Origin of the sequence: Paenibacillus polymyxa, from assembly GCF_018614975.1 — a bacterium.
Lineage (GTDB): Bacteria > Bacillota > Bacilli > Paenibacillales > Paenibacillaceae > Paenibacillus > Paenibacillus polymyxa_E.
Genome location: NZ_JAGGNR010000047.1, coordinates 1 through 18,925 on the forward strand (window position 1 = coordinate 1; position 18,925 = coordinate 18,925).

Annotated in this window: 19 protein-coding genes and 1 pseudogene; 16 read left to right on the forward strand and 4 right to left on the reverse strand. The window is 45.6% G+C overall.

Annotation, left to right across the window (positions count from 1 at the left end; translation table 11 throughout):
• Window positions 1-180: 180 nt before the first annotated feature.
• The 3 genes and pseudogenes from J7E78_RS25990 to J7E78_RS30130 all read right to left on the reverse strand — a co-directional run.
• Window positions 181-603, reverse strand: coding sequence for a hypothetical protein (locus J7E78_RS25990; RefSeq protein ID WP_215079324.1), 423 nt, complete (start codon window positions 601-603; stop codon window positions 181-183).
• Window positions 604-981: 378 nt separating this feature from the next.
• Entirely contained in the window at window positions 982-2,337 is a 1,356-nt protein-coding gene (locus J7E78_RS25995) for an MATE family efflux transporter (RefSeq protein ID WP_215079326.1), read from the reverse strand.
• Window positions 2,338-2,487: 150 nt separating this feature from the next.
• Window positions 2,488-2,641 (reverse strand): annotated as a pseudogene (locus J7E78_RS30130) (class I SAM-dependent methyltransferase); the annotation flags it as partial.
• 14 nt (window positions 2,642-2,655) lie between these two features.
• Here J7E78_RS30130 and J7E78_RS30135 point away from each other — a divergent pair.
• The 9 genes from J7E78_RS30135 to J7E78_RS26040 all read left to right on the forward strand — a co-directional run bounded on the left by J7E78_RS30135 (window position 2,656) and on the right by J7E78_RS26040 (window position 9,886).
• Complete coding sequence (locus J7E78_RS30135; RefSeq protein ID WP_251035274.1) at window positions 2,656-2,856, forward strand: hypothetical protein; 201 nt, start codon at window positions 2,656-2,658, stop codon at window positions 2,854-2,856.
• A 99-nt stretch (window positions 2,857-2,955) separates the two neighbouring features.
• Window positions 2,956-3,534: an RNA polymerase sigma factor gene (locus J7E78_RS26005; RefSeq protein WP_215079330.1), complete on the forward strand. Its 579-nt coding sequence runs from the start codon at window positions 2,956-2,958 to the stop codon at window positions 3,532-3,534.
• Window positions 3,531-4,814: a hypothetical protein gene (locus tag J7E78_RS26010; protein ID WP_215079332.1), complete on the forward strand. Its 1,284-nt coding sequence runs from the start codon at window positions 3,531-3,533 to the stop codon at window positions 4,812-4,814. The genes J7E78_RS26005 and J7E78_RS26010 overlap by 4 nt, the downstream gene beginning before the upstream one ends.
• A gap of 58 nt (window positions 4,815-4,872) precedes the next feature.
• The gene (locus J7E78_RS26015; protein WP_215079334.1) at window positions 4,873-5,331 is read left to right on the forward strand and encodes a 2-thiouracil desulfurase family protein; all 459 of its coding nucleotides are present in this window, start codon (window positions 4,873-4,875) and stop codon (window positions 5,329-5,331) included.
• Between the two features lie 505 nt (window positions 5,332-5,836).
• Window positions 5,837-6,514 (forward strand): NAD(P)H-dependent oxidoreductase, encoded by a 678-nt coding sequence (locus J7E78_RS26020; protein WP_215079336.1) that lies wholly within the window; start codon window positions 5,837-5,839, stop codon window positions 6,512-6,514.
• A gap of 116 nt (window positions 6,515-6,630) precedes the next feature.
• Window positions 6,631-6,792, forward strand: coding sequence for a hypothetical protein (locus J7E78_RS26025; RefSeq protein WP_215079338.1), 162 nt, complete (start codon window positions 6,631-6,633; stop codon window positions 6,790-6,792).
• A gap of 113 nt (window positions 6,793-6,905) precedes the next feature.
• A complete protein-coding gene (locus tag J7E78_RS26030) occupies window positions 6,906-7,217 on the forward strand; it encodes an ArsR/SmtB family transcription factor (protein ID WP_017690814.1) in 312 nt (103 codons plus the stop codon).
• A 159-nt stretch (window positions 7,218-7,376) separates the two neighbouring features.
• Window positions 7,377-8,411 (forward strand): LLM class flavin-dependent oxidoreductase, encoded by a 1,035-nt coding sequence (locus J7E78_RS26035; protein ID WP_215079340.1) that lies wholly within the window; start codon window positions 7,377-7,379, stop codon window positions 8,409-8,411.
• Between the two features lie 314 nt (window positions 8,412-8,725).
• On the forward strand, window positions 8,726-9,886 hold the full coding sequence (locus J7E78_RS26040; RefSeq protein ID WP_215079342.1) for an AI-2E family transporter: 1,161 nt from the start codon (window positions 8,726-8,728) through the stop codon (window positions 9,884-9,886).
• 151 nt (window positions 9,887-10,037) lie between these two features.
• On the opposite strand, the gene J7E78_RS26045 is transcribed toward J7E78_RS26040, so the two are convergent.
• Window positions 10,038-10,409: an ArsR/SmtB family transcription factor gene (locus J7E78_RS26045; protein WP_036614212.1), complete on the reverse strand. Its 372-nt coding sequence runs from the start codon at window positions 10,407-10,409 to the stop codon at window positions 10,038-10,040.
• A gap of 227 nt (window positions 10,410-10,636) precedes the next feature.
• On the opposite strand from J7E78_RS26045, the gene J7E78_RS26050 reads away from it, so the two are divergent.
• From J7E78_RS26050 to J7E78_RS26080, 7 genes are all read left to right on the forward strand, one after another.
• Window positions 10,637-12,982 carry a heavy metal translocating P-type ATPase gene (locus J7E78_RS26050; RefSeq protein WP_215079344.1) on the forward strand — a complete coding sequence of 782 codons (2,346 nt, stop codon included), beginning with the start codon at window positions 10,637-10,639 and terminating at the stop codon, window positions 12,980-12,982.
• Between the two features lie 267 nt (window positions 12,983-13,249).
• Window positions 13,250-13,606: an SdpI family protein gene (locus tag J7E78_RS26055; RefSeq protein ID WP_215079346.1), complete on the forward strand. Its 357-nt coding sequence runs from the start codon at window positions 13,250-13,252 to the stop codon at window positions 13,604-13,606.
• A 195-nt stretch (window positions 13,607-13,801) separates the two neighbouring features.
• Window positions 13,802-14,254: a helix-turn-helix domain-containing protein gene (locus J7E78_RS26060; protein ID WP_215079348.1), complete on the forward strand. Its 453-nt coding sequence runs from the start codon at window positions 13,802-13,804 to the stop codon at window positions 14,252-14,254.
• A gap of 220 nt (window positions 14,255-14,474) precedes the next feature.
• Window positions 14,475-15,695: an MFS transporter gene (locus tag J7E78_RS26065; protein WP_215079350.1), complete on the forward strand. Its 1,221-nt coding sequence runs from the start codon at window positions 14,475-14,477 to the stop codon at window positions 15,693-15,695.
• An 18-nt stretch (window positions 15,696-15,713) separates the two neighbouring features.
• Complete coding sequence (locus J7E78_RS26070) at window positions 15,714-16,136, forward strand: universal stress protein (RefSeq protein WP_215079352.1); 423 nt, start codon at window positions 15,714-15,716, stop codon at window positions 16,134-16,136.
• Window positions 16,137-16,311: 175 nt separating this feature from the next.
• On the forward strand, window positions 16,312-17,736 hold the full coding sequence (locus J7E78_RS26075; protein WP_215079354.1) for an aldehyde dehydrogenase family protein: 1,425 nt from the start codon (window positions 16,312-16,314) through the stop codon (window positions 17,734-17,736).
• A 367-nt stretch (window positions 17,737-18,103) separates the two neighbouring features.
• Complete coding sequence (locus tag J7E78_RS26080; protein ID WP_215079356.1) at window positions 18,104-18,916, forward strand: MerR family transcriptional regulator; 813 nt, start codon at window positions 18,104-18,106, stop codon at window positions 18,914-18,916.
• The last annotated feature ends 9 nt before the right edge of the window (window positions 18,917-18,925 follow it).

The following is an 18,925-nucleotide window of genomic DNA, read 5'->3' on the forward strand; positions in this document are numbered from 1 at the left end:
GAGTAGGACGCCGCCAAGCAATAGGAAGACACACTTGAATGATTTAGAGTGTGTCTTTTTTGTTTTACTATTTTATACATTGCATATAAAGAATTGAGTGAAAGCCGATGGGTCTCCCCTGCGCTGTATGACATTCCATAAGTCAACAAATACAGTGTGATTCCTACGACTTAGTATATGTTAATAGTGAATTTGGTAATCTCCTCCCCCACCATTAGGTGAGTACCCTACGATTTTATGGTAACCATACAGATTACTTAAAGTGATGTTTTTCGTTCTCAAGTCTGATGCGATTACTCGTCCACTTCCCTTCAAATTTCCGCTCATATCAACAACATTAAATACATATTCCCCAGTCGAACGAGGAAGAAAAGAAAACGTGACATTTCCACTCAAATATATATCCGTTGAGTAACCTCCATCGAAATACTCTACTAAAAGGTTTTGGGCAAAGATAGTAGCTTCTTGTTCCTGTTTTATCTGAGTATCTTGTGAAGGAATTATAGGCATAGACGTTTCATCAGCAAATACTGCTGGAACAGATGATAGGAGCAAAGCCATAGAAGAGAGAGCTGAAATTGCAGTTTTTTGATATTTCTTCACAATCGAACATCTCCTTTTCATATATATAAGTCGGGATTGATCATACTCGCAGTAGCTTTCCTCACAGTCATTTCCTAGGATAAAAGTGAAGGGAGGTCTGGCGCCGTATATAGTTTGACAAGACAACCACACTCCAATTAACAAATATATACAATTATATAAATATAGTTTTATATCCTATTTTTGTTAAATATACACTTTATTCATACATCTTTCACATTTTCTATGGCTATAGTGCTCAAGCAACCGTTAATAGCAATGGACGATACGATATTTGGTTCTGAATATATTTGCTTCAAGCATAACAAAGCCCTGCCCGATCTATGTAGACCGAGCAGGGCTATACCTTTTCTCTAACGTTCATTTAATCCATTATGGCTACTCAGGACGCAACGCTTTTATTCGATCCGTAAGGGATTGTTTTCTATAGTACAGGGCTATGGTTACGAGAACCAGCATTTCGGACAGCGGTACGGCAAGCCACACACCCGTGACACCAAAGAATGAAGGGAGAATAGCAATCAACGTAATCATGATGATCATTTCACGCGCGGCTGTAATCCAGATAGCCATTTTGGCATTACCTACAGATTGGAAATAGGTGCTCATGACAAAGTTAACACCCATAAACACGTAGGCAAATGTAAATATACGTAATCCGTAAACGGCATTATCCGTTACGCCACTACTGAAGTTTCCAAAGATTTGCACAAAATAAGGTGCACCGATCTGAACAACAATCAGTAACAATAGACCGCATGCCAGAGCCGTTTTGGTGGCTAAACGTATCGTTTGTTGTACCCGTTTAATCTGATTGGCACCGTGATAATAGCTGATCAGAGGTTGGGCAGCGGATGCCAGACCCAGGAAAGCCAACAATACAACACCATGAATATAGTTCAACACGGTAAAGGATGCTACGCCATCCGTGCCCGCAATGCGGTCCATCGAGATGTTATGGGAGACAGAGAAGACCGACATGCCAAGTTCAGCCAGAAAGCTGGGGAAACCAATGAGTAGAAGGGAAGCCAGCAGTTTGTTGTTCCATTTGAACCGGGTGAACGTGAGATTATTTGTTTTTTTGAAAAAGTGGGTGAACAGGACAAGCAGCGCCAGAGATGCTGATATGATTGTACCGATGGCTACACCGCGTACACCCCATTCGAGTACATACAATGTTATATAATTGATGATGATATTGGCCACAGCAAACGTAATCTGAGCGTACATGGATGTGTTGGGATTTCCATCGTTTCGTACAAAAACAGAAAGAGCATTCTCAATGGTGAAGACAAACCCGAACAATAACATGATATTCATATAGTCCGAAGCAAACGGGAAGGTCTCGGCGTTAGCACCGAGGGAGTATACCAGCTTGTCTTTAAACGTAAATGCAGTATATCCAATGGCCATCGTAACTAGCGTAATCAGCATAATGGATTTGGTGAAAATTTGTTTGGCTAATGTGATATTTTTTCTACCCATAGCGTTGGAGTACAAGGTTGCCCCGCCCATACCAATCCACAGCGACATGGCAACAAAAAGCGTGTAGACAGGTGAGGCAATGCCGATCCCGGCCATTGCGGTAGAACCCAGTTTGTGTCCAACCATAATGCCGTCGATAATAAAATTAAAAGCAACTACCAGCATCCCCAATACAGAAGGCACGAGGTAACTTATAAAAGCTTTACCAACAGATTGCCCTTCCAATGGATGCGTCCAATTCGTATTCATAATAACCTCCGTTAGTAAACTGAATGTTCATTCTGTATTGAATAATACTGAACGTTCGTTCTGTATGATAACACGCCATGAATTCTCTTGGCAACTTTTGCGTTTGAATATCGTTTATGTGGTAGAGTAGGTGGATATTTATAAGGCGGCACATCCCAAATCCAGCAGACGCTTGTCCTTCAAATCAGACATAAGAGTCTGCAGTTCATGCCACTCCCCCGCTGCATCCAGCCATTGAACGGAACGATCCATCTTACTGTAGTTATTGAAAAACTCAGCTTCATCAGTATTTATTTTGTTTCATCAAGTGATCCCTCTGTGGCGAACTTTTTGAATCAGGACATGGTCAAATATCATCGTACACTGGCAACACATATGAATGAACTCATAAAGGCAGGGTTTGCTATTCAAAAGGTGGCTGAATCCAAACCATCACCGGAGATGATTGAACAGGTTCCAGGCATGCCAGACGAGAATCGGAGACCGATGTTTCTGATGATTGCTGCGGTTAAAGTATAACGGTGAAAATGATACGTTAGACTAGAGGGCAGAAATAATGTCCAAAACAGGGAACCAAACCACAGTAGATTCAGTCATATTAAGTGAGGTGAACAACAGTTGGATGATCAATTACTGGCACAGGCTCAGACCTTAGACAATTACACACTTAGCAGCATGATGGATGACTACGGAAACGATGTGTGGAATTATGCTTATTTTCTGACCAAAAGTGTCGAACATGCAGATGAATTGTCACAGGAGGTATTCATTCGGGCGTATTCGGGGATCGCTCATTATCGTGGAGATTGCTCACTGAAAACATGGCTGTTGACGATTACTAGAAATACCACTTTTACATATCGAAAATCCAGATTTTTTCGTAGCAGTCTGTGGGGAGAGACGTTACCCATTGAGACAGAGCGTGGGGGTTCGATCCAAAGAGTCATGATTGCAGAGCAGCCTACACACCCTTCGGCTGAGATGGAAGTGATGCGTAAGGAGCATATCCATGAAATCTGGGATATTGTTCTGGCGTTGCCGAAGAAGTTTCGGGAGATTCTTTTGCTGAATCTGAAGTATGAGCTTACGACAAGTGAGATTGCTGAGATGTTGAAAATCAGCTTAGGCACAGTAAAATCCAGACTATCCCGAGGTAAGGATAAGGTAAGGAAACAATGGGAGGAGCGAAGTGAATGAGACACAAGGATGAGCAATGGGAAAAGGAAATCCGGAAAGGACCGTTTGCATCGTCTCCTTTTACAGAGGATCACAAGCGCAATGTGCTTCAACAGGTGGAGTGGATGAAGAAGTCGGAAGAGGGAAACAAGGGAGATAGGTCAGAGGACAGTTCCAGATCATCCAGGCCGTTTAGACCAAAAGTAAGCAACGCGTCACACAAGCATCGTCCTAGAAGAGGACCTCTTGTTGCAGGCACGGGTGCGTTGGTTATTGCTGCTGGATTGTTCCTATGGATCTGGGATGATGGACAGCTGGTGAAACCCGTAATCGAACAGGTCTATCCGACAGCAGCGTTACAGTTATCCGATGATTTGAACACGAATCTGCTAACCGACAAAATGAAAAGGAATGTTGCAACTACGATGCGAGACGATCTGGGTAAACAGCTGAAGATTACGAAAGTGGAAGACTTGCCTGTGTCCGGCAGAATATATGTAGAGGCTGGAAATGAAAGCGAGACGGAGTACGCGCAGATATGGCTCGATGCGGCAACAGGAAATCTACGAGAAGTACAGATGAGACGTGAGATGCTGGCGAGTGAGCTGGAGCACCGTTATCTGCGTCAAGTTCCATCACTTTTGCAAAGTATAGGCAGTACTCCAACGCTTAAACCTGTATCAGTCCAGCGTGATGTGAGTATGAAGCAAGGGGAATTGGAGCCGATATCGTATACGACATTAGCGTTAGAGAATGAGACTGGCGATGGTTATGGGGAGATTGTATGGCAGCAGGACAAGGCGATCTCGATTACAGGCGAGCTTAGTCCTGATCAGGTATCTCAGGCGGCGCTGGCGGATGCCAGAAACGCGATTGAGGCTCTGTCTGGTAAAGCCAATCTTGATCTGGTAAGAGCAAGTCGAAGCAAAGATGATGAGCTTGGTAAAGATACAGTCTCCTTTTCCTTTAAAGATAACTACTTTGTGCAGATGACCGAAGGAAAAGAGGGCTTGGGTTATACGGTTGGGGATGCTAATCATTATGAGCAAGACTTTGCAGACTGGGAAGAAATAGAGGCTTATTATCAGGAACTATATAACATACAGGAGTCTCTTCTTAGAGGAGAAGTAGAACCTATAATTAAAAAAATATTTAAAATGGATCTTCAAGCGTATAAACTTCACCGTAATCCTGACCATCCAGGCATGGTCACATTTGAACTGGAGTCGAGCACCGATGTTTTTCAGGTTGAATACAGGAAAGATGGACGGATCAAGATGATCACCAGAGGCGAGTTATAGGGCTGATCTTATATGTTACAATTTACTTCATAGATGGAATGAGTATAAGGAGATAACGATGAAATATTTGGTGAGTTCATGTCTGGCGGGGGTAGCTTGTCGTTACAATGGAACAGCGAGCCTGGATGAGAAGATTCAGGAGCTGGTGGAGCAGGAGCAGGCTAAGATGGTATGTCCGGAGCTGCTTGGCGGTTTCTCCACTCCACGGGAACCGGCTGAAATTATCGGTGGGACGGGCAAGGACGTGCTGGCAGTCACTGCAAAAGTGATCAAGAAAAGTGGCAAGGACGTCACAGAGCTGTATATCAAGGGAGCCTATAAGACACTCGAATGGGCACGACAATTGAATGTATCGTGTGTGGTACTGAAGGAGTTTAGTCCGTCCTGTGGTACAAAGATGATCTATGATGGGAATTTTGCCAACCACAAGGTATATGGAGAGGGTGTCACCGCAGCATTGCTGAGACAAGAAGGATATACCGTCATTTCTGAAAATGAGTGGATGGAGCAACTATAGGTCGCACAGATATCGTTTCATATTCACAGAAAAGCCGCTGGATTATATCCTGGCGGCTTTTCTATTGTCTCCCCATGTGTAACAGTAACTTGGAGGTAATGATTACATTTATAATGTTAATAGCAATCGTATATGTGTGGTGAATATTACTTTTCTCATTAAATGGATATAGTCGATTTTCCTGAAATGCTAACAAACAATATGGATACATACGATATAAATATTGGAAGTAGTTAAACAATCTGATCAAGTCAAAGATAGTGCATTAAATCTGAATAAGCTGGTTCAAGATTTCAAGATTTAAAAGAAAAGAGTTGTGGATAAACCACCAGGACATGTAAATACCTAGTGGATTATTGCTGTCTCTCATCCAATACTTACTTTTATAAACCAAGAAACAATAATGTGCGTACTTTTAATTTGTACGCATAGGACCTAAACTAATACTTGAGATGGTACCACTTAAACATTATTGTTCAAATATATAAAAAGGACGTGGAGCTCCATGGAAGTTACAGCAAAGTCAAAGACAAAAGAAGACATCTTAAAGGCATATCATTTCCGGCATGCAACAAAGATATTTGATGATACCCGCAAAATCTCGGATGAGGATTTCCAATTTATATTGGAAACAGGCAGATTATCTCCAAGTTCCATTGGTCTTGAACCGTGGAAGTTTCTGATTGTACAAAATCCGAACCTGCGTAAGCGTCTGTCCGAAGTTTCTTCTGGCGCTCAAAAGCAATTGGCTACAGCAAGCCATTTTGTTGTTATTTTGGCCCGATCAGATGCCAGTTATAATTCTCCCTATGCGGAGTACATGCTGAAGGAAACAAAGGGAATGCCGGATGACGTATTTGAGCTAACAAGTGAGGCTTATGGAAAGTTCCAAAATAACCAGAAAATTCTGGATAATCCACGATCATTATTTGACTGGGCATCCAAACAAACTTATATTGCACTCGGCAACATGATGACGGCGGCAGCTCAGATCGAGATTGATTCTTGTCCAATCGAAGGTTTCAGCCGTGAGGACGTCCACCGTATTATGGAAGAAGAGGGCTTGCTGGAAAATGGCGCATGGGGCGTCTCTATGATGGCAGCCTTCGGTTATCGGGCAGAGGAGCCCCAGCGTGAGAAGTCCAGACAATCCGTTGAGAAAATCACGCAATGGATTAACTGAATTCAGCATGAGTTCAACATGAATCCAAAAAACGATGATCTAAGATCTAACATTATAGATCAGGATCAAAGTAGTATCGAAACAGCAAGATATTTTCCACATGTTAGCAGGTTGGCATGACTGCTGGATTGAAATTAACTTCAGACGTAGGAATCTTCGATTTTGTAGGTATTGAAGCCGTAGATCTTCTGCTCTTCGGTAGCATTGGGTATGTGGATGTATCAGCATATCAAGAGATGTTGGATCAGGTTAAACAAACGGTTACAACCAAATTCTAATATGGATGTTGATTCTGAATTTGGATTCCATATGATTCCAGACCGACTCGATCATGAGTCGGTTTATTTGTTCATGTGTTTGCAAAATGGATGAAAGGGGGTATAATTTATCCATGGAACCTATACTTATATTCAAAGCATTATCGAACGAGACACGTAGACAAATCTTGTTGTGGCTCAAAAACCCGGAGCAACACTTTCCACCGCTGGAACTGTCTCAGCATCCGGATGGTGGCAAGAACGGAATCTGTGTTGGCACGATTCAACTCAAGGCTGGACTGGCTCAGTCGGTTATATCCAGTTATCTGCTGACTATGCTCAAGGCGGGTTTGCTGCTCTCAGAGCGCAGAGGACAATGGACGTATTATCGGCGCAATGAAGAGACGATCCGTCAGTTTGCCGAGTACGTGCAGAACGAGTTATAAGCCGGATGCCGGAACGGAAGCTAGGATGCACATGCACGCAGGGATTCCGTCCGGATGTAAACGGCTAGTTTATCATCACATCACCATATCCAGTTGCGACTTAATTAATCTATATATCTGGATATACAAAAATATAATCATCGAGGAGATTAAACGATAATGACTACAGAAAATACGGCTTCACTCCATAAAGAACACATCAATGACGTTAAGCTTTCCATCCTGGATCTGGCTCCTGTTGTTGTGGGTGCAACACCTGCTGATGCTTTGCGCAACAGTCTCGATCTGGCACAGCATGCTGAGCGTTGGGGATATCACCGTTACTGGGTAGCTGAACATCACAACATGCCGGGTATTGCTTCTTCCGCAACTTCGGTCGTTATTGGATATCTGGCTGGTGGAACCAAAACGATTCGTCTGGGTTCAGGAGGGATCATGCTGCCCAACCATGCACCGCTTGTCATCGCTGAGCAGTTCGGCACCCTGGAATCCTTGTATCCTGGCAGAATTGACCTGGGACTGGGTCGCGCACCAGGTAGTGACCGCCGTACATCGCTTGCGCTGCGCAAAGATCTCAACAGTGGGGAAGATTTCCCTGAGCTGTTGGCAGAACTTAGAGCATACTTTGATGCTTCGGCGACATCTTATCATGCGCCTGTTCGTGCAGTTCCTGGAGAAGGATTGAATATTCCAATTTACCTCTTGGGGTCCAGTGATTTCAGTGCACGTCTGGCAGGTCAGCTGGGATTGCCGTTTGCTTTTGCCAGCCACTTTTCGCCCGATTACACCCGGATTGCACTGGAAACGTATCGAAACAACTTCCAACCATCTGATAGCTTGAAGGAGCCGCATGTGATTGTTGGTGTCAACGCTGTTGTTGCGGATACAGACGAGGAAGCAGCATGGCTGGGTACAACGATGCAACAGCAGTTCCTGAACATTATTCGTGGCACAACGGGATTGGTACAGCCTCCGGCAGAGATGGAAGGCAAATGGACGGATCGTGAGAAGGCTGGTGTGGAGCAAACGCTGAGGGCGGCTGTTAATGGTTCCCCAGAAACCGTACGTGGACAGCTGGAATCCTTCATCCGGCAGACGCAGGCAGATGAGCTAATTATTACGTCGATGATCTATGATCATAAGGCACGTCTGCATTCCTATGAGTTAATCGCACAATTGGCGGGAAAAGCTTAATCTTCATTTTCAGTGTAAAAGCTGGCTTAATGGTAAGTTAGGATACAAATTTACGGTTCGTCTCCCAGTGAGGCGGGCCGTTTTTGAATAGGGAGATTTTGCAAATGATTCGTGTTGAGCAGAAGACTCATTTTGGGGTAAAATGACTTTACCGGTTTGATTTGAAACGGTTAATTAGCATCATACGTATAAATCCAGAGTGTTATACATATGTTGGCTTGTACAAGATACTTTTTTATTCGGTGTATGGGGCATTTATCTAGCTTTTCAGTTTAGTTTTGATTAAGGGTCATAAAAGAGAGGATGATACGCCTATGGAGCAACCTGAGCAACCCCGCGTTTGGCCGGATCGGTTCAAGCGATTTTTCCTGAACAACAAGTTTGTCTTATTTTTGTTAATTCTGCTGTTGGTGGGACTGAACGTGATGGTACTGACCAAAGTATCCTTTGTTCTTCATCCGCTCGCAGTACTCATCAAGACCATTGTGCTACCTATTATTCTGTCAGGCATACTTTACTACCTGCTGAATCCAATTGTCGATGTCATGGAAAGATCGAAGATTAAGCGTGGCTGGTCCATTCTGATCCTTTATCTTGCGATTGGAGGTGTTCTGACAATCGTGGTGCTGGCAGTCATTCCGGTTGTACGGAACCAGATTATGGGGCTGATCGAAAATTTCCCAACATACAGTGAGACGGTAAAACTGCAGTTTGAGGAGCTTACGGGCAGTAAATTGTTCGGTCAGTTCCAGGAGACAATGAATCTGAATTCTCAGAATTGGTGGGGAACAATCTCCCAAAAGGCTACTGAAATTCTGAACTCGACCTGGACCAGATTGGGCGGTTTCCTTGGAGCTTTCACTGAGACTGTGCTGTCCATCGTAACGGTTCCGTTCATTCTGTTCTATCTGCTGAAAGACGGCAAGAAGCTGCCAGCGAAAATTCTGTCTTTCCTGCCGATCAAGAGCCGTACAGGTGCAATGCATGTGCTGGAAGACATCAATCACCAGATCAGTTCATTCATTCGTGGACAGATTATCGTCAGCTTCTGCATCGGTATCCTGCTCTACATCGGTTATATGATCATTGGTCTGGATTATGCCTTGATTCTTGCCATTATCGCATCGTTCACGAGTGTTGTTCCGTATCTGGGACCAGCAATTGCAATTACACCTGCGTTGATCGTAGCCCTGGTTACTTCGCCGGTGATGCTGCTGAAGATGGTTGCCGTATGGACAATCGTACAGCTAATCGAGGGTAAATTCATCTCACCACAGATCATGGGCAAAACGCTGAAGATTCATCCCATCACGATTATCTTTGTCATTCTGACTTCGGGTAATCTGTTTGGAGTCGTAGGCATTCTGCTCGCTGTTCCAGGATACGCGGTGCTGAAAGTATGTGTATCGCATATCTTCAACTGGTTCAAGGACAGATCCGGCCTGTACGATCCGAACAAAAACAATCTTTTATAACCAAAGTGGCAAGCTCCTATTGATCGGTAATTAGAAGATTTAGTCACTTTGTATTCTGTATAAAACGGTACCCTTACCAAGAAGAACCCCCGTCCATCGGCATATAGCCGAGAGGCGGGGGTTCTTCTGCATGAACAAGCTTGGCTGCTGCCTAGCTGTGTTTAATATGCTGGAGCGTTTGCAGGAAAATCTGCTCAATGTGAGCATCATCCAGAGAGTAGTACACCGTCTTGCCTTCCTTGCGCCGCTTGACGATCCGCATGTTGCGGAGAGAACGCAGCTGGTGTGAAATGGCCGACTGCCCCATGTCGAGCAGAACCGTCAGGTCATGAACACATAATTCCTTCTGTAACAGAGCATCAATAATACGTAGACGTGTGGGGTCGCTGAATGCCTTGAACCAATCTGCCATCTCGGAAGACGTCTCCCGATCTATGAGTGAAGTGCGAATCGTCTGCACGTCGGCTTCAGTACCTGAGCAGGCTGCATCACATTCGCTTGGTGCTTTAACTGGTTGTTCCATTTCCTATCACCGCCTATGTTAACAACTATAGCTCTATTATATCCAAAACCCGCCTAAAGCGAAATGATTACTATTAGCATAATCTGTATGAAAGATCAACAACGATTGTTGACACTCATGTTTAGGCGTGCATATAATAGGGGTAACCAAACATATGAATGAGTGCTCATATATTGAATGCAATTGAATGATAACATCGTTTTTGTACTGCAAAGGGGAGAATTCACATGGGAACCGGACAGGAACAGGTGAAAAGGGAACTGCTGCTTGATGGACTGGATTGTGCGAATTGCGCATTAAAGATCGAGAATGGCGTCAAAAAAATTAAGGGCATTAACGAATGCTCTGTCAATTTTGTTACCAAAACATTATCGCTACACACCACTTCCGATATGGATGAACAGGTAGTGGAAGAAGCGAAGCGCAAAGTGCTTCGGCTGGAGCCGCATATTCGCATTTCGGAAAAAGGAAAACACGTGAACGGACAAGTGCACACCCATACAGGGAGTGCGGCTGGTTCGCATGACCACATTCATGACCATACAAGACATGATCATGGACACTCACATTCACATGACAAACACTCGCATCATGATCACGGAGATTCAGAGGGACACACACATGGTCATGTGCATGAGCACGGAATTCATGCTGGACATGATCACAGCCATACCCATGATGATGCCCATGCAGGCCATTCGCATGAACATGGTGCAGGACAGACAAAAGTGTTGCTTGCTCGTCTTGCTGTCGGTTCTGTGTTGCTCGCAGCCGCAATCTGGTCGCCGCTGGAGGGCTGGGCACAATTTGCTCTCTATGCGCTAGCTTATCTGATTGCCGGGGGAGATATCGTGCTCCAGGCGTCCAAAAACATCATTCGCGGGCAGGTATTCGATGAATACTTCCTGATGTCCGTGGCTACTTTGGGAGCCTTTGCCATTGGAGAGTATCCGGAAGGGGTAGCGGTCATGCTCTTCTATCAGCTCGGGGAGCTGTTTCAGGGTATGGCGGTTAATCGGTCACGCAAGTCGATTCAGTCACTGATGGACATTCGCCCGGACTACGCGAATATCCTGACGGGTTCGGGTGACGAGACACGGCGTGTATCTCCGGAAGACGTAAGGATCGGTGATCGTATTGTTGTGAAAGCAGGAGAGCGAGTACCGCTGGATGGTATCGTTAGAGCTGGGCGTTCTATGGTGGACACTTCTGCTCTGACAGGTGAATCGGTACCTCGTGAGCTGGAGTCCGGAAGTGATGTACTGAGTGGATTTGTGAACAAAAATGGTATGTTGACGATTGAAGTTACCAAAACGTTTGGTGAATCAACGGTATCCAAAATTTTGGACCTGGTGCAGAACGCGAGCAGCCGGAAAGCGAAAACAGAACATTTTATCAGTAAATTCGCTCGTTATTACACACCGGTTGTTGTTATCCTTGCGGCCGTGATTGCATTTGTTCCGCCGTTGTTACTTAGTGGTGCAACATTTGCCGATTGGATCTATCGTGCGTTGGTCTTCCTGGTTATCTCATGCCCTTGTGCGCTGGTGGTCTCTATTCCACTTGGATTCTTTGGTGGTATCGGAGCAGCTTCACGTAACGGGATTCTTGTCAAAGGCAGTAACTACCTTGAAGCGTTGAACGATGTGAAAATCGTTGTTTTTGATAAAACGGGTACACTCACCAAAGGTGTATTCAAAGTAACAGCCATTCGTCCCGAAGGTGGACGTACGGAAGATGAACTGATGAAGCTGGCAGCCATTGCAGAAGCCAATTCCAATCATCCGATTGCCGAATCCATTCGTGCAGCTTGGGGCAAAGCCATTCCCACGCAAGGTGTGGAAGGTTATGATGAAGTTGCCGGACATGGGATCAAGGTGAGTGTGGATGGTCGGGAAGTGCTGGCAGGCAACGCCAAATTAATGGAGCAGGCGGGTATAGCGTATAGCACTCCAGAGACGGCAGGAACAATAGTCCACGTTGCTGAAGCAGACACGTATGTTGGTCATCTGATCATTGCTGACGAAGTGAAGGATGATGCAGCCGCGGCCATTCGGGCACTGAAGAAGCTCGGCATCCGCAAAACGGTCATGCTGACAGGTGATGCCAAAGCTGTGGGTGAAGCGGTAGGACGCGAGTTGGGTGTAGATGAGATCTACGCTGAATTGCTGCCACAGGATAAAGTCGAACGACTGGAGCAACTGGAAGCTGCCAAATCTCCGAAGGAGAAAATGGTGTTTGTCGGTGATGGCATCAACGATACACCTGTGCTGGCTCGTGCCGACGTGGGCGTGGCCATGGGTGGACTCGGCTCGGATGCTGCGATTGAAGCGGCAGATGTGGTCATCATGACAGATGAACCATCAAAACTTGCGAGTGCAATCCGCATTGCAAAGCGTACACGAATGATTGTATGGCAAAATATCGCGTTTGCTCTGGGGGTTAAAGCGATCTTCCTGCTACTCGGTGTGTTTGGCATAGCTACCATGTGGGAAGCGGTATTCTCGGATGTCGGTGTCACGGTGCTGGCTGTCCTGAACGCCATGCGTGTACTTCGTGTGAAGAATATCTAAGTTTACGAAACGATCCAGGCGGCTCTTCGTATATACGTAGAGCCGTTTTTATATTTTTATGTAGATAAGTCTAACTAGACATTTACACGAGAACGGAGAGGACAGAAATAACCTGAAGAAGCGAAGCGTTCGCCTTTATCCCCGGATTTTCCCCTTTCAATAGGGAATTAAAAAAATCTGGGGGTAACAGTGATCGGAAGGTTATTCTGTCATCGGAATGTTAGTGTAAGCAGGTCCATGGAAGACAACAGTGAAGGGGCGAACGTTTTGACAGGAGCAGTAGTAGGGATCATTATCGGAGTGTGTTATTTCATTCTGGGGTTCATGGTGTTCAAAAAACCACCGAAAATGATTAACGGAATATATGGTTATCGGACCCCGCGTGCAATGAGTAACCCCGAGCTATGGGACGAAGCGCAAAAGTATAGCGCCAACCTGATGATGCAATTTGGTGTGATTATTACGATATTTGGTATTATCGGTTTCTGGCTTACAGATGTACGAGCGTTGGTACTGAGTCTGGTTGCTACAGGATTCTATACGTTCAGACTGTTTACCAGAGTGGAAGGCCGTCTGAAGCAAATGCAGCGTGCTCAACAGCAACAGAATGAGCAGAATGTTTAAGGTAAAATGAATGAATAGTGTACAGAGGAAGACCTGCGTGTGCGTGTGAAGCGGGTCTTTTTTTGTTGAAATAGAAATTATAGAGGCTGTTTAACTTGCCAAGACTCCATGCATAAAATCTAACGTTGACGTTAACGTTAATATTATATATAATTATGTACATAACATTATAGACATATGAAAGAGGTGAGGGAAATGAGTTTATATAAAATTGACGACGTAGCCAAGGAAAGCGGTTTGACCAAGCGAACCATTCGGTATTATGAAGAGATTGGTGTCATGCCTTCACCTCAGCGGACAGATGGCGGTACGCGATTGTACACTCGGGAGGATATCGATTATCTGAAGAAGGTGGTTCGCGCCAAAGAGGTACTTGGATTCTCCCTTCAGGAGTTACATACCTATGTGGCAACGGCAGATGCCTTGAACGAACAACGTTTTGACTACCAGCAGACGACCGAAGTAAGAGAACGGATCGAGAAGCTTACCACGATGGAAACAACGCTGGATGGTCAATTGTTACTGCTTGAGCAGAAACTTCAGAGCATACATGCCGTACAGACTGAACTGGAAGAGCTGCGTGAACGCGTTCGGAGTGGTATTCAGAAGTTACAGGCACATGATCCGCAGAGTGATGAAGATGGCTAACCGAATTAACATCTAATATTTAATAAACAAAACTGTATACACATAATCGCTACATGAGTGAGCACCATAGAACCTGTGGCGATCCTGTACAAACACCGGATGTTCCGGTGTCGTTTTGTTACCTCTATTCATGAAAATGAACGCGATGTTTTCGTTGTTTTCACGGTCATTTTCAAATATAAAGCTTAACCACATAAATGATTCACAGGAGGAATTACGTATGAAAAGAGAGCCATCATTACCGGACGAATTGCCGTCATCACGTGGGGGCTTGCTGTCTCAACCGAGAGCGGTATGGGCGGTCGCCTTTGCATGTATCATCTCCTTTATGGGTCTGGGTCTGGTTGACCCGATCCTGCCCGCGATTGCAGATCAGCTGCATGCTTCCAAAAGCCAGGTGTCGCTGCTATTTACCAGTTATAATGCTGTAACCGGGGTGGCGATGCTGATTACAGGTGTCGTATCCAGCCGGATTGGTGTGAAGTGGACGCTGCTTAGCGGCATATTGTTGATTATTATCTTCTCCTTCCTCGGCGGTACCTCAGACACGGTAGGTGCACTGGTTGGTTACCGTGGCGGTTGGGGACTGGGTAATGCTTTGTTCATCGCAACGGCGTTATCCGCCATTGTGGGACTATCCACGTCGGGGACAGCCAAAGCGATTATTTTGTACGAAGCAGCGCTTGGCCTCGGGATTGCGGTTGGACCGCTGCTTGGTGGTGAGCTGGGGTCCATCTCTTGGCGTGGCCCATTCTACGGCGTAGCTGTTCTGATGGCAATTGCGTTTATCAGCATTACATTTATGTTGCCCAAGATGGCCAAACCGAAAACACGCAGTTCTTTGTCCGATCCGTTCAAAGCATTAAGTTATCCTTCACTGAAAACATTGGCGATTACCGCCTTCCTGTATAATTTTGGTTTCTTTACTTTGATGGCTTATTCACCTTATGTGATGAATTTGGATGAGCACGGCTTGGGTTATGTATTCTTTGGTTGGGGACTGATGCTGGCCATTACGTCGGTATTCGTGGCACCAAGATTACAACGCCGATTCGGATCGGTTCCGTCCATGAGTGTCATGCTTACATTGTTCGCGATTGATCTCGTTGTTATGGCTATTGGTACGGTGATGGGTTCACCAACTACCGTTATTGTGGCAGTCATAGTGGCGGGAATCTTCCTTGGGATTAACAACACATTGATTACAACGGCTGTTATGGAAGCTGCACCTGTGGAGCGTTCTGTTGCTTCTGCTGCATACAGCTTCGTTCGTTTCCTGGGTGGTGCACTTGCTCCATGGCTTGCAGGTAAATTATCCGAGTGGTTCCTGCCGGAAACGCCGTTTTATTTTGGCGCATTAATGGTTCTGATTGGTGTCGTGGTACTGCTGATACGGCGTCACCATCTGCGGGATATCGATTCTGCCATTACATCTCATTAATTCACAGGAGGAATTGCAATGCTGAAACGTATATTGGTTGCTGTTGATGGTTCGGAACATGCGCATAAGGCTGTGGAACAAGCACTGATCCTGGCTGAAGATATGAAACAACCCGCAAGCCTGTTGATCGTGCATGTTAATCCCGCTATCTCTATTAGTGAACCTGCATTGGGTGTTGATCTGGAAGCTCGGATTGCCGAAGAAGGGCAGTATATCATAGAACCAGTGACCAGACAGTTGTCCGGACGCGAAGTTGCATATGAGACATTGCTGATTGCGGGTGATCCCGTTAATGAGATCTGCCGTGTGGCGCGTGAACGAGATTGTGGAATGATCGTGATGGGTACAGGCGGGAAAGGCATGCTGGCAGAGATGATCGTGGGCAGTGTCAGCCATGGCGTGTTAAAACATGCAGAGTGCCCCGTCCTGACGGTTAAATAGGTTGTGAAATCCTTTATAATGCAATAGCTCAAGATTGCCACAATGGCTCATCAGGTACGTTACAAGCTATGATTGCCGCATAGCGTAGTGGGTTGATGGCACGTAAATAGTGTATAAATAGATTATATAAATTGAACTGAACTTTTAGTATCTAAAAGGATGGAGGACGCAGCATATGAAAAAACAACATCTGTTTATCGGTGGCAAACCGACCGAATCCGTAGATTATAAAGCACTTCAAGCACCATACTCCGGGGAAACGCTGGCAGAAGTCTCTTCCGCTTCAGCAGAGGAAGCAGAGGCTGCTGTTGCAGCTGCGGTTCAAGCCGGGAAGGCAATGCGCCAGATGCCTGCACATCAGCGTGCAGATATTCTGTACAAGTTGTCCTCCATGCTTGAAGAGCGCAAGGAAGAAGCAGCGCGAATCATAGCGCTTGAAGCGGCGAAGCCAATTACCGCAGCACTGGCCGAGGTTGACCGTACGGTGGAAACGTATCGTTTTGCCGCCGAAGAAGCCAAGCGGCTGACCGGTGAGACCGTTCCGATGGATGCAGCCAAAGGTGGAGAAGGACGTATCGGCTATACGATGCGACAACCTCTAGGCGTCATCGGTGCGATTACGCCGTTTAATTTTCCAATGAATCTGGTAGCCCACAAGGTAGGCCCAGCGTTGGCAGCAGGCAATACGATTGTTCTCAAACCTGCGGAGCAGACGCCTCTGTCATCCTACTACATCGCTAATCTGCTTCAGGAAGCCGGACTGCCGGATGGTGCACTGAACGTGGTGAGCGGTGATGGCAAAACCATTGGTGATGTGCTTGTTGAGCACCCTCGTGTTGCTCACATTACGTTTACAGGCAGTCCAGCGGTAGGTACGAGCATTCGCAGCAAAGCAGGACTCAAACGCGTGACACTGGAGCTTGGGTCGAATGCAGCGGTGATTGTGGATAAGGACGCAGACCTGGACAAAGTGGTTCCTCGATGTGTGACCGGTGCTTTCACGTATCAGGGACAGGTATGTATCTCGCTACAGCGAATCTACGTACATCGTGACATCTCGGAAGAATTCATCCGGCGTTTCGCTGAAGCGGCCAAACAAGTAGTGGTTGGAGACCCGCTGAGCCCGGATACGGTGGTCTCTGCGCTCATTACCTCCAATGATGTACAGCGTACGCTCGACTGGATTGAAGAAGCCAAACAGGCCGGGGCTGAAGTGGCAGCAGGCGGTCAAGCTGGAGGAGGCGTTCTGCGTCCAACGGTACTGATTAACGTTCCGCGTGATGCCAAGGTATCCTGTCAGGAAGTGTTTGCACCCATCGTTGTGATCAATACGGTAGATTCCGTTGAAGAGGGTATTGAACATGTTAACGATTCTATATACGGGCTTCAGGCAGGCGTATTTACAAACGATATTCATACCGCCCTCCATGCTGTTGATCAGATCGAAGCAGGTGGAGTTATGATTAATGATATTCCGACGTTCCGAGTGGATCACATGCCCTATGGTGGGGTGAAACAAAGTGGGATTGGGCGTGAAGGTGTGAAATATGCAGTAGAAGAAATGACGGAATTGAAGTTTGTCATGTTTAACAAAGGGTGATTCTCTTCCATTCTTTTACTCAATATACCGTATGCTAATGGAAATATAACTACACGCTCCTGTGCCGGAATAATGGCACAGGATTTTTTAATTGAAGATCATGGAAAAAGTTTAAAAAATACATACGAATTCTTCACTGACTGCGGGTTCACATCTGATGAGACGGGTAAAACATAGTTAACATACCGCAACATCACTGACCAAACGCCGCTCATATCACTGAAGCATGTTGTACCCCATCCAGAGCACGAGCGGAATAGCGGTACAGCATTGCCGAAAGTCTTATATTCTCTCATTATTCAAATAAAATGCAGTATGAATTAAGCCTGAACTCTGGAGTTGCAGGACAGGCAGGAGGTGTATTCAAATGGCGTATTCCATGGTTGACGTATCGGGAATGTCAGGCGTAACTCTGAACGAGCTGAGCCAGTATGCAGAGACAGGTCTTCTGAATCCGGCCTTTGGGGATATAGATGAGGACAGCTATTATGAGAAGCAGGAATTGCTGAGACTCCAGCAAATCCTTTTTTGTAAGGAAGTGGGTATGAAAGAGAATGAGATTGCCCCGATGCTCCGGGATAATCCTCAGGATGTCATTCGCATCATGCAGCAGCATCGCATTGAGATTCTGGAGAAGGCACTCCGTCTGCATGGATTGATTCAGACACTGGACAAAACGATCTCCTATTTGCAAGGTGAACATGAACTTGATGAACATGAGCTGTATATCGGTTTTGTAAATAAGGGGCGTCACCAGTTGCTGAATGAATCGGGTTCTAACCCTGTAGTTAATAATGATATGAACCATGTGCAGACAGAGGGTGTTCAGAGGTCCGACATCCAATCTTCCAATTCATCCACATTGCCTGAAAATCAGGAGTTGAAATCGAAAGAAGATTATCTGGATTCCCAAGCGAAAATTGATCAGGTTCATCTCGACTTGCAACAGGCTATTGAGGATGGATTGGAACCCGGTAGTGCAAAAGTACAACGGATCATTGGCAGGCATCTTGAATGGATCAAAGGTTATTATACACCCACCGCTGAGATCTATCGGGATTTGGCCAATCTGTATGTAGAGCATAAAAATTTCCGTCAGATGTATGATGGTTACCACCCGAGGCTGGCTGAATTCCTGCGGGATGGGATGATGATTAAAGCGGAACATGATTTATCCTAGATGCATAAA

What these genes read in the sequence shown, in the direction of transcription:
- J7E78_RS25995 (WP_215079326.1), bottom strand. Translation starts at nt 2,337, where the DNA reads ATGAATACGAATTGGACGCATCCATTGGAAGGGCAATCTGTTGGTAAA.
- J7E78_RS26010 (WP_215079332.1), top strand. Translation starts at nt 3,531, where the DNA reads ATGAGACACAAGGATGAGCAATGGGAAAAGGAAATCCGGAAAGGACCG.
- J7E78_RS26015 (WP_215079334.1), top strand. Translation starts at nt 4,873, where the DNA reads ATGAAATATTTGGTGAGTTCATGTCTGGCGGGGGTAGCTTGTCGTTAC.
- J7E78_RS26020 (WP_215079336.1), top strand. Translation starts at nt 5,837, where the DNA reads ATGGAAGTTACAGCAAAGTCAAAGACAAAAGAAGACATCTTAAAGGCA.
- J7E78_RS26025 (WP_215079338.1), top strand. Translation starts at nt 6,631, where the DNA reads ATGACTGCTGGATTGAAATTAACTTCAGACGTAGGAATCTTCGATTTT.
- J7E78_RS26030 (WP_017690814.1), top strand. Translation starts at nt 6,906, where the DNA reads ATGGAACCTATACTTATATTCAAAGCATTATCGAACGAGACACGTAGA.
- J7E78_RS26035 (WP_215079340.1), top strand. Translation starts at nt 7,377, where the DNA reads ATGACTACAGAAAATACGGCTTCACTCCATAAAGAACACATCAATGAC.
- J7E78_RS26040 (WP_215079342.1), top strand. Translation starts at nt 8,726, where the DNA reads ATGGAGCAACCTGAGCAACCCCGCGTTTGGCCGGATCGGTTCAAGCGA.
- J7E78_RS26045 (WP_036614212.1), bottom strand. Translation starts at nt 10,409, where the DNA reads ATGGAACAACCAGTTAAAGCACCAAGCGAATGTGATGCAGCCTGCTCA.
- J7E78_RS26050 (WP_215079344.1), top strand. Translation starts at nt 10,637, where the DNA reads ATGGGAACCGGACAGGAACAGGTGAAAAGGGAACTGCTGCTTGATGGA.
- J7E78_RS26060 (WP_215079348.1), top strand. Translation starts at nt 13,802, where the DNA reads ATGAGTTTATATAAAATTGACGACGTAGCCAAGGAAAGCGGTTTGACC.
- J7E78_RS26065 (WP_215079350.1), top strand. Translation starts at nt 14,475, where the DNA reads ATGAAAAGAGAGCCATCATTACCGGACGAATTGCCGTCATCACGTGGG.
- J7E78_RS26070 (WP_215079352.1), top strand. Translation starts at nt 15,714, where the DNA reads ATGCTGAAACGTATATTGGTTGCTGTTGATGGTTCGGAACATGCGCAT.
- J7E78_RS26075 (WP_215079354.1), top strand. Translation starts at nt 16,312, where the DNA reads ATGAAAAAACAACATCTGTTTATCGGTGGCAAACCGACCGAATCCGTA.
- J7E78_RS26080 (WP_215079356.1), top strand. Translation starts at nt 18,104, where the DNA reads ATGGCGTATTCCATGGTTGACGTATCGGGAATGTCAGGCGTAACTCTG.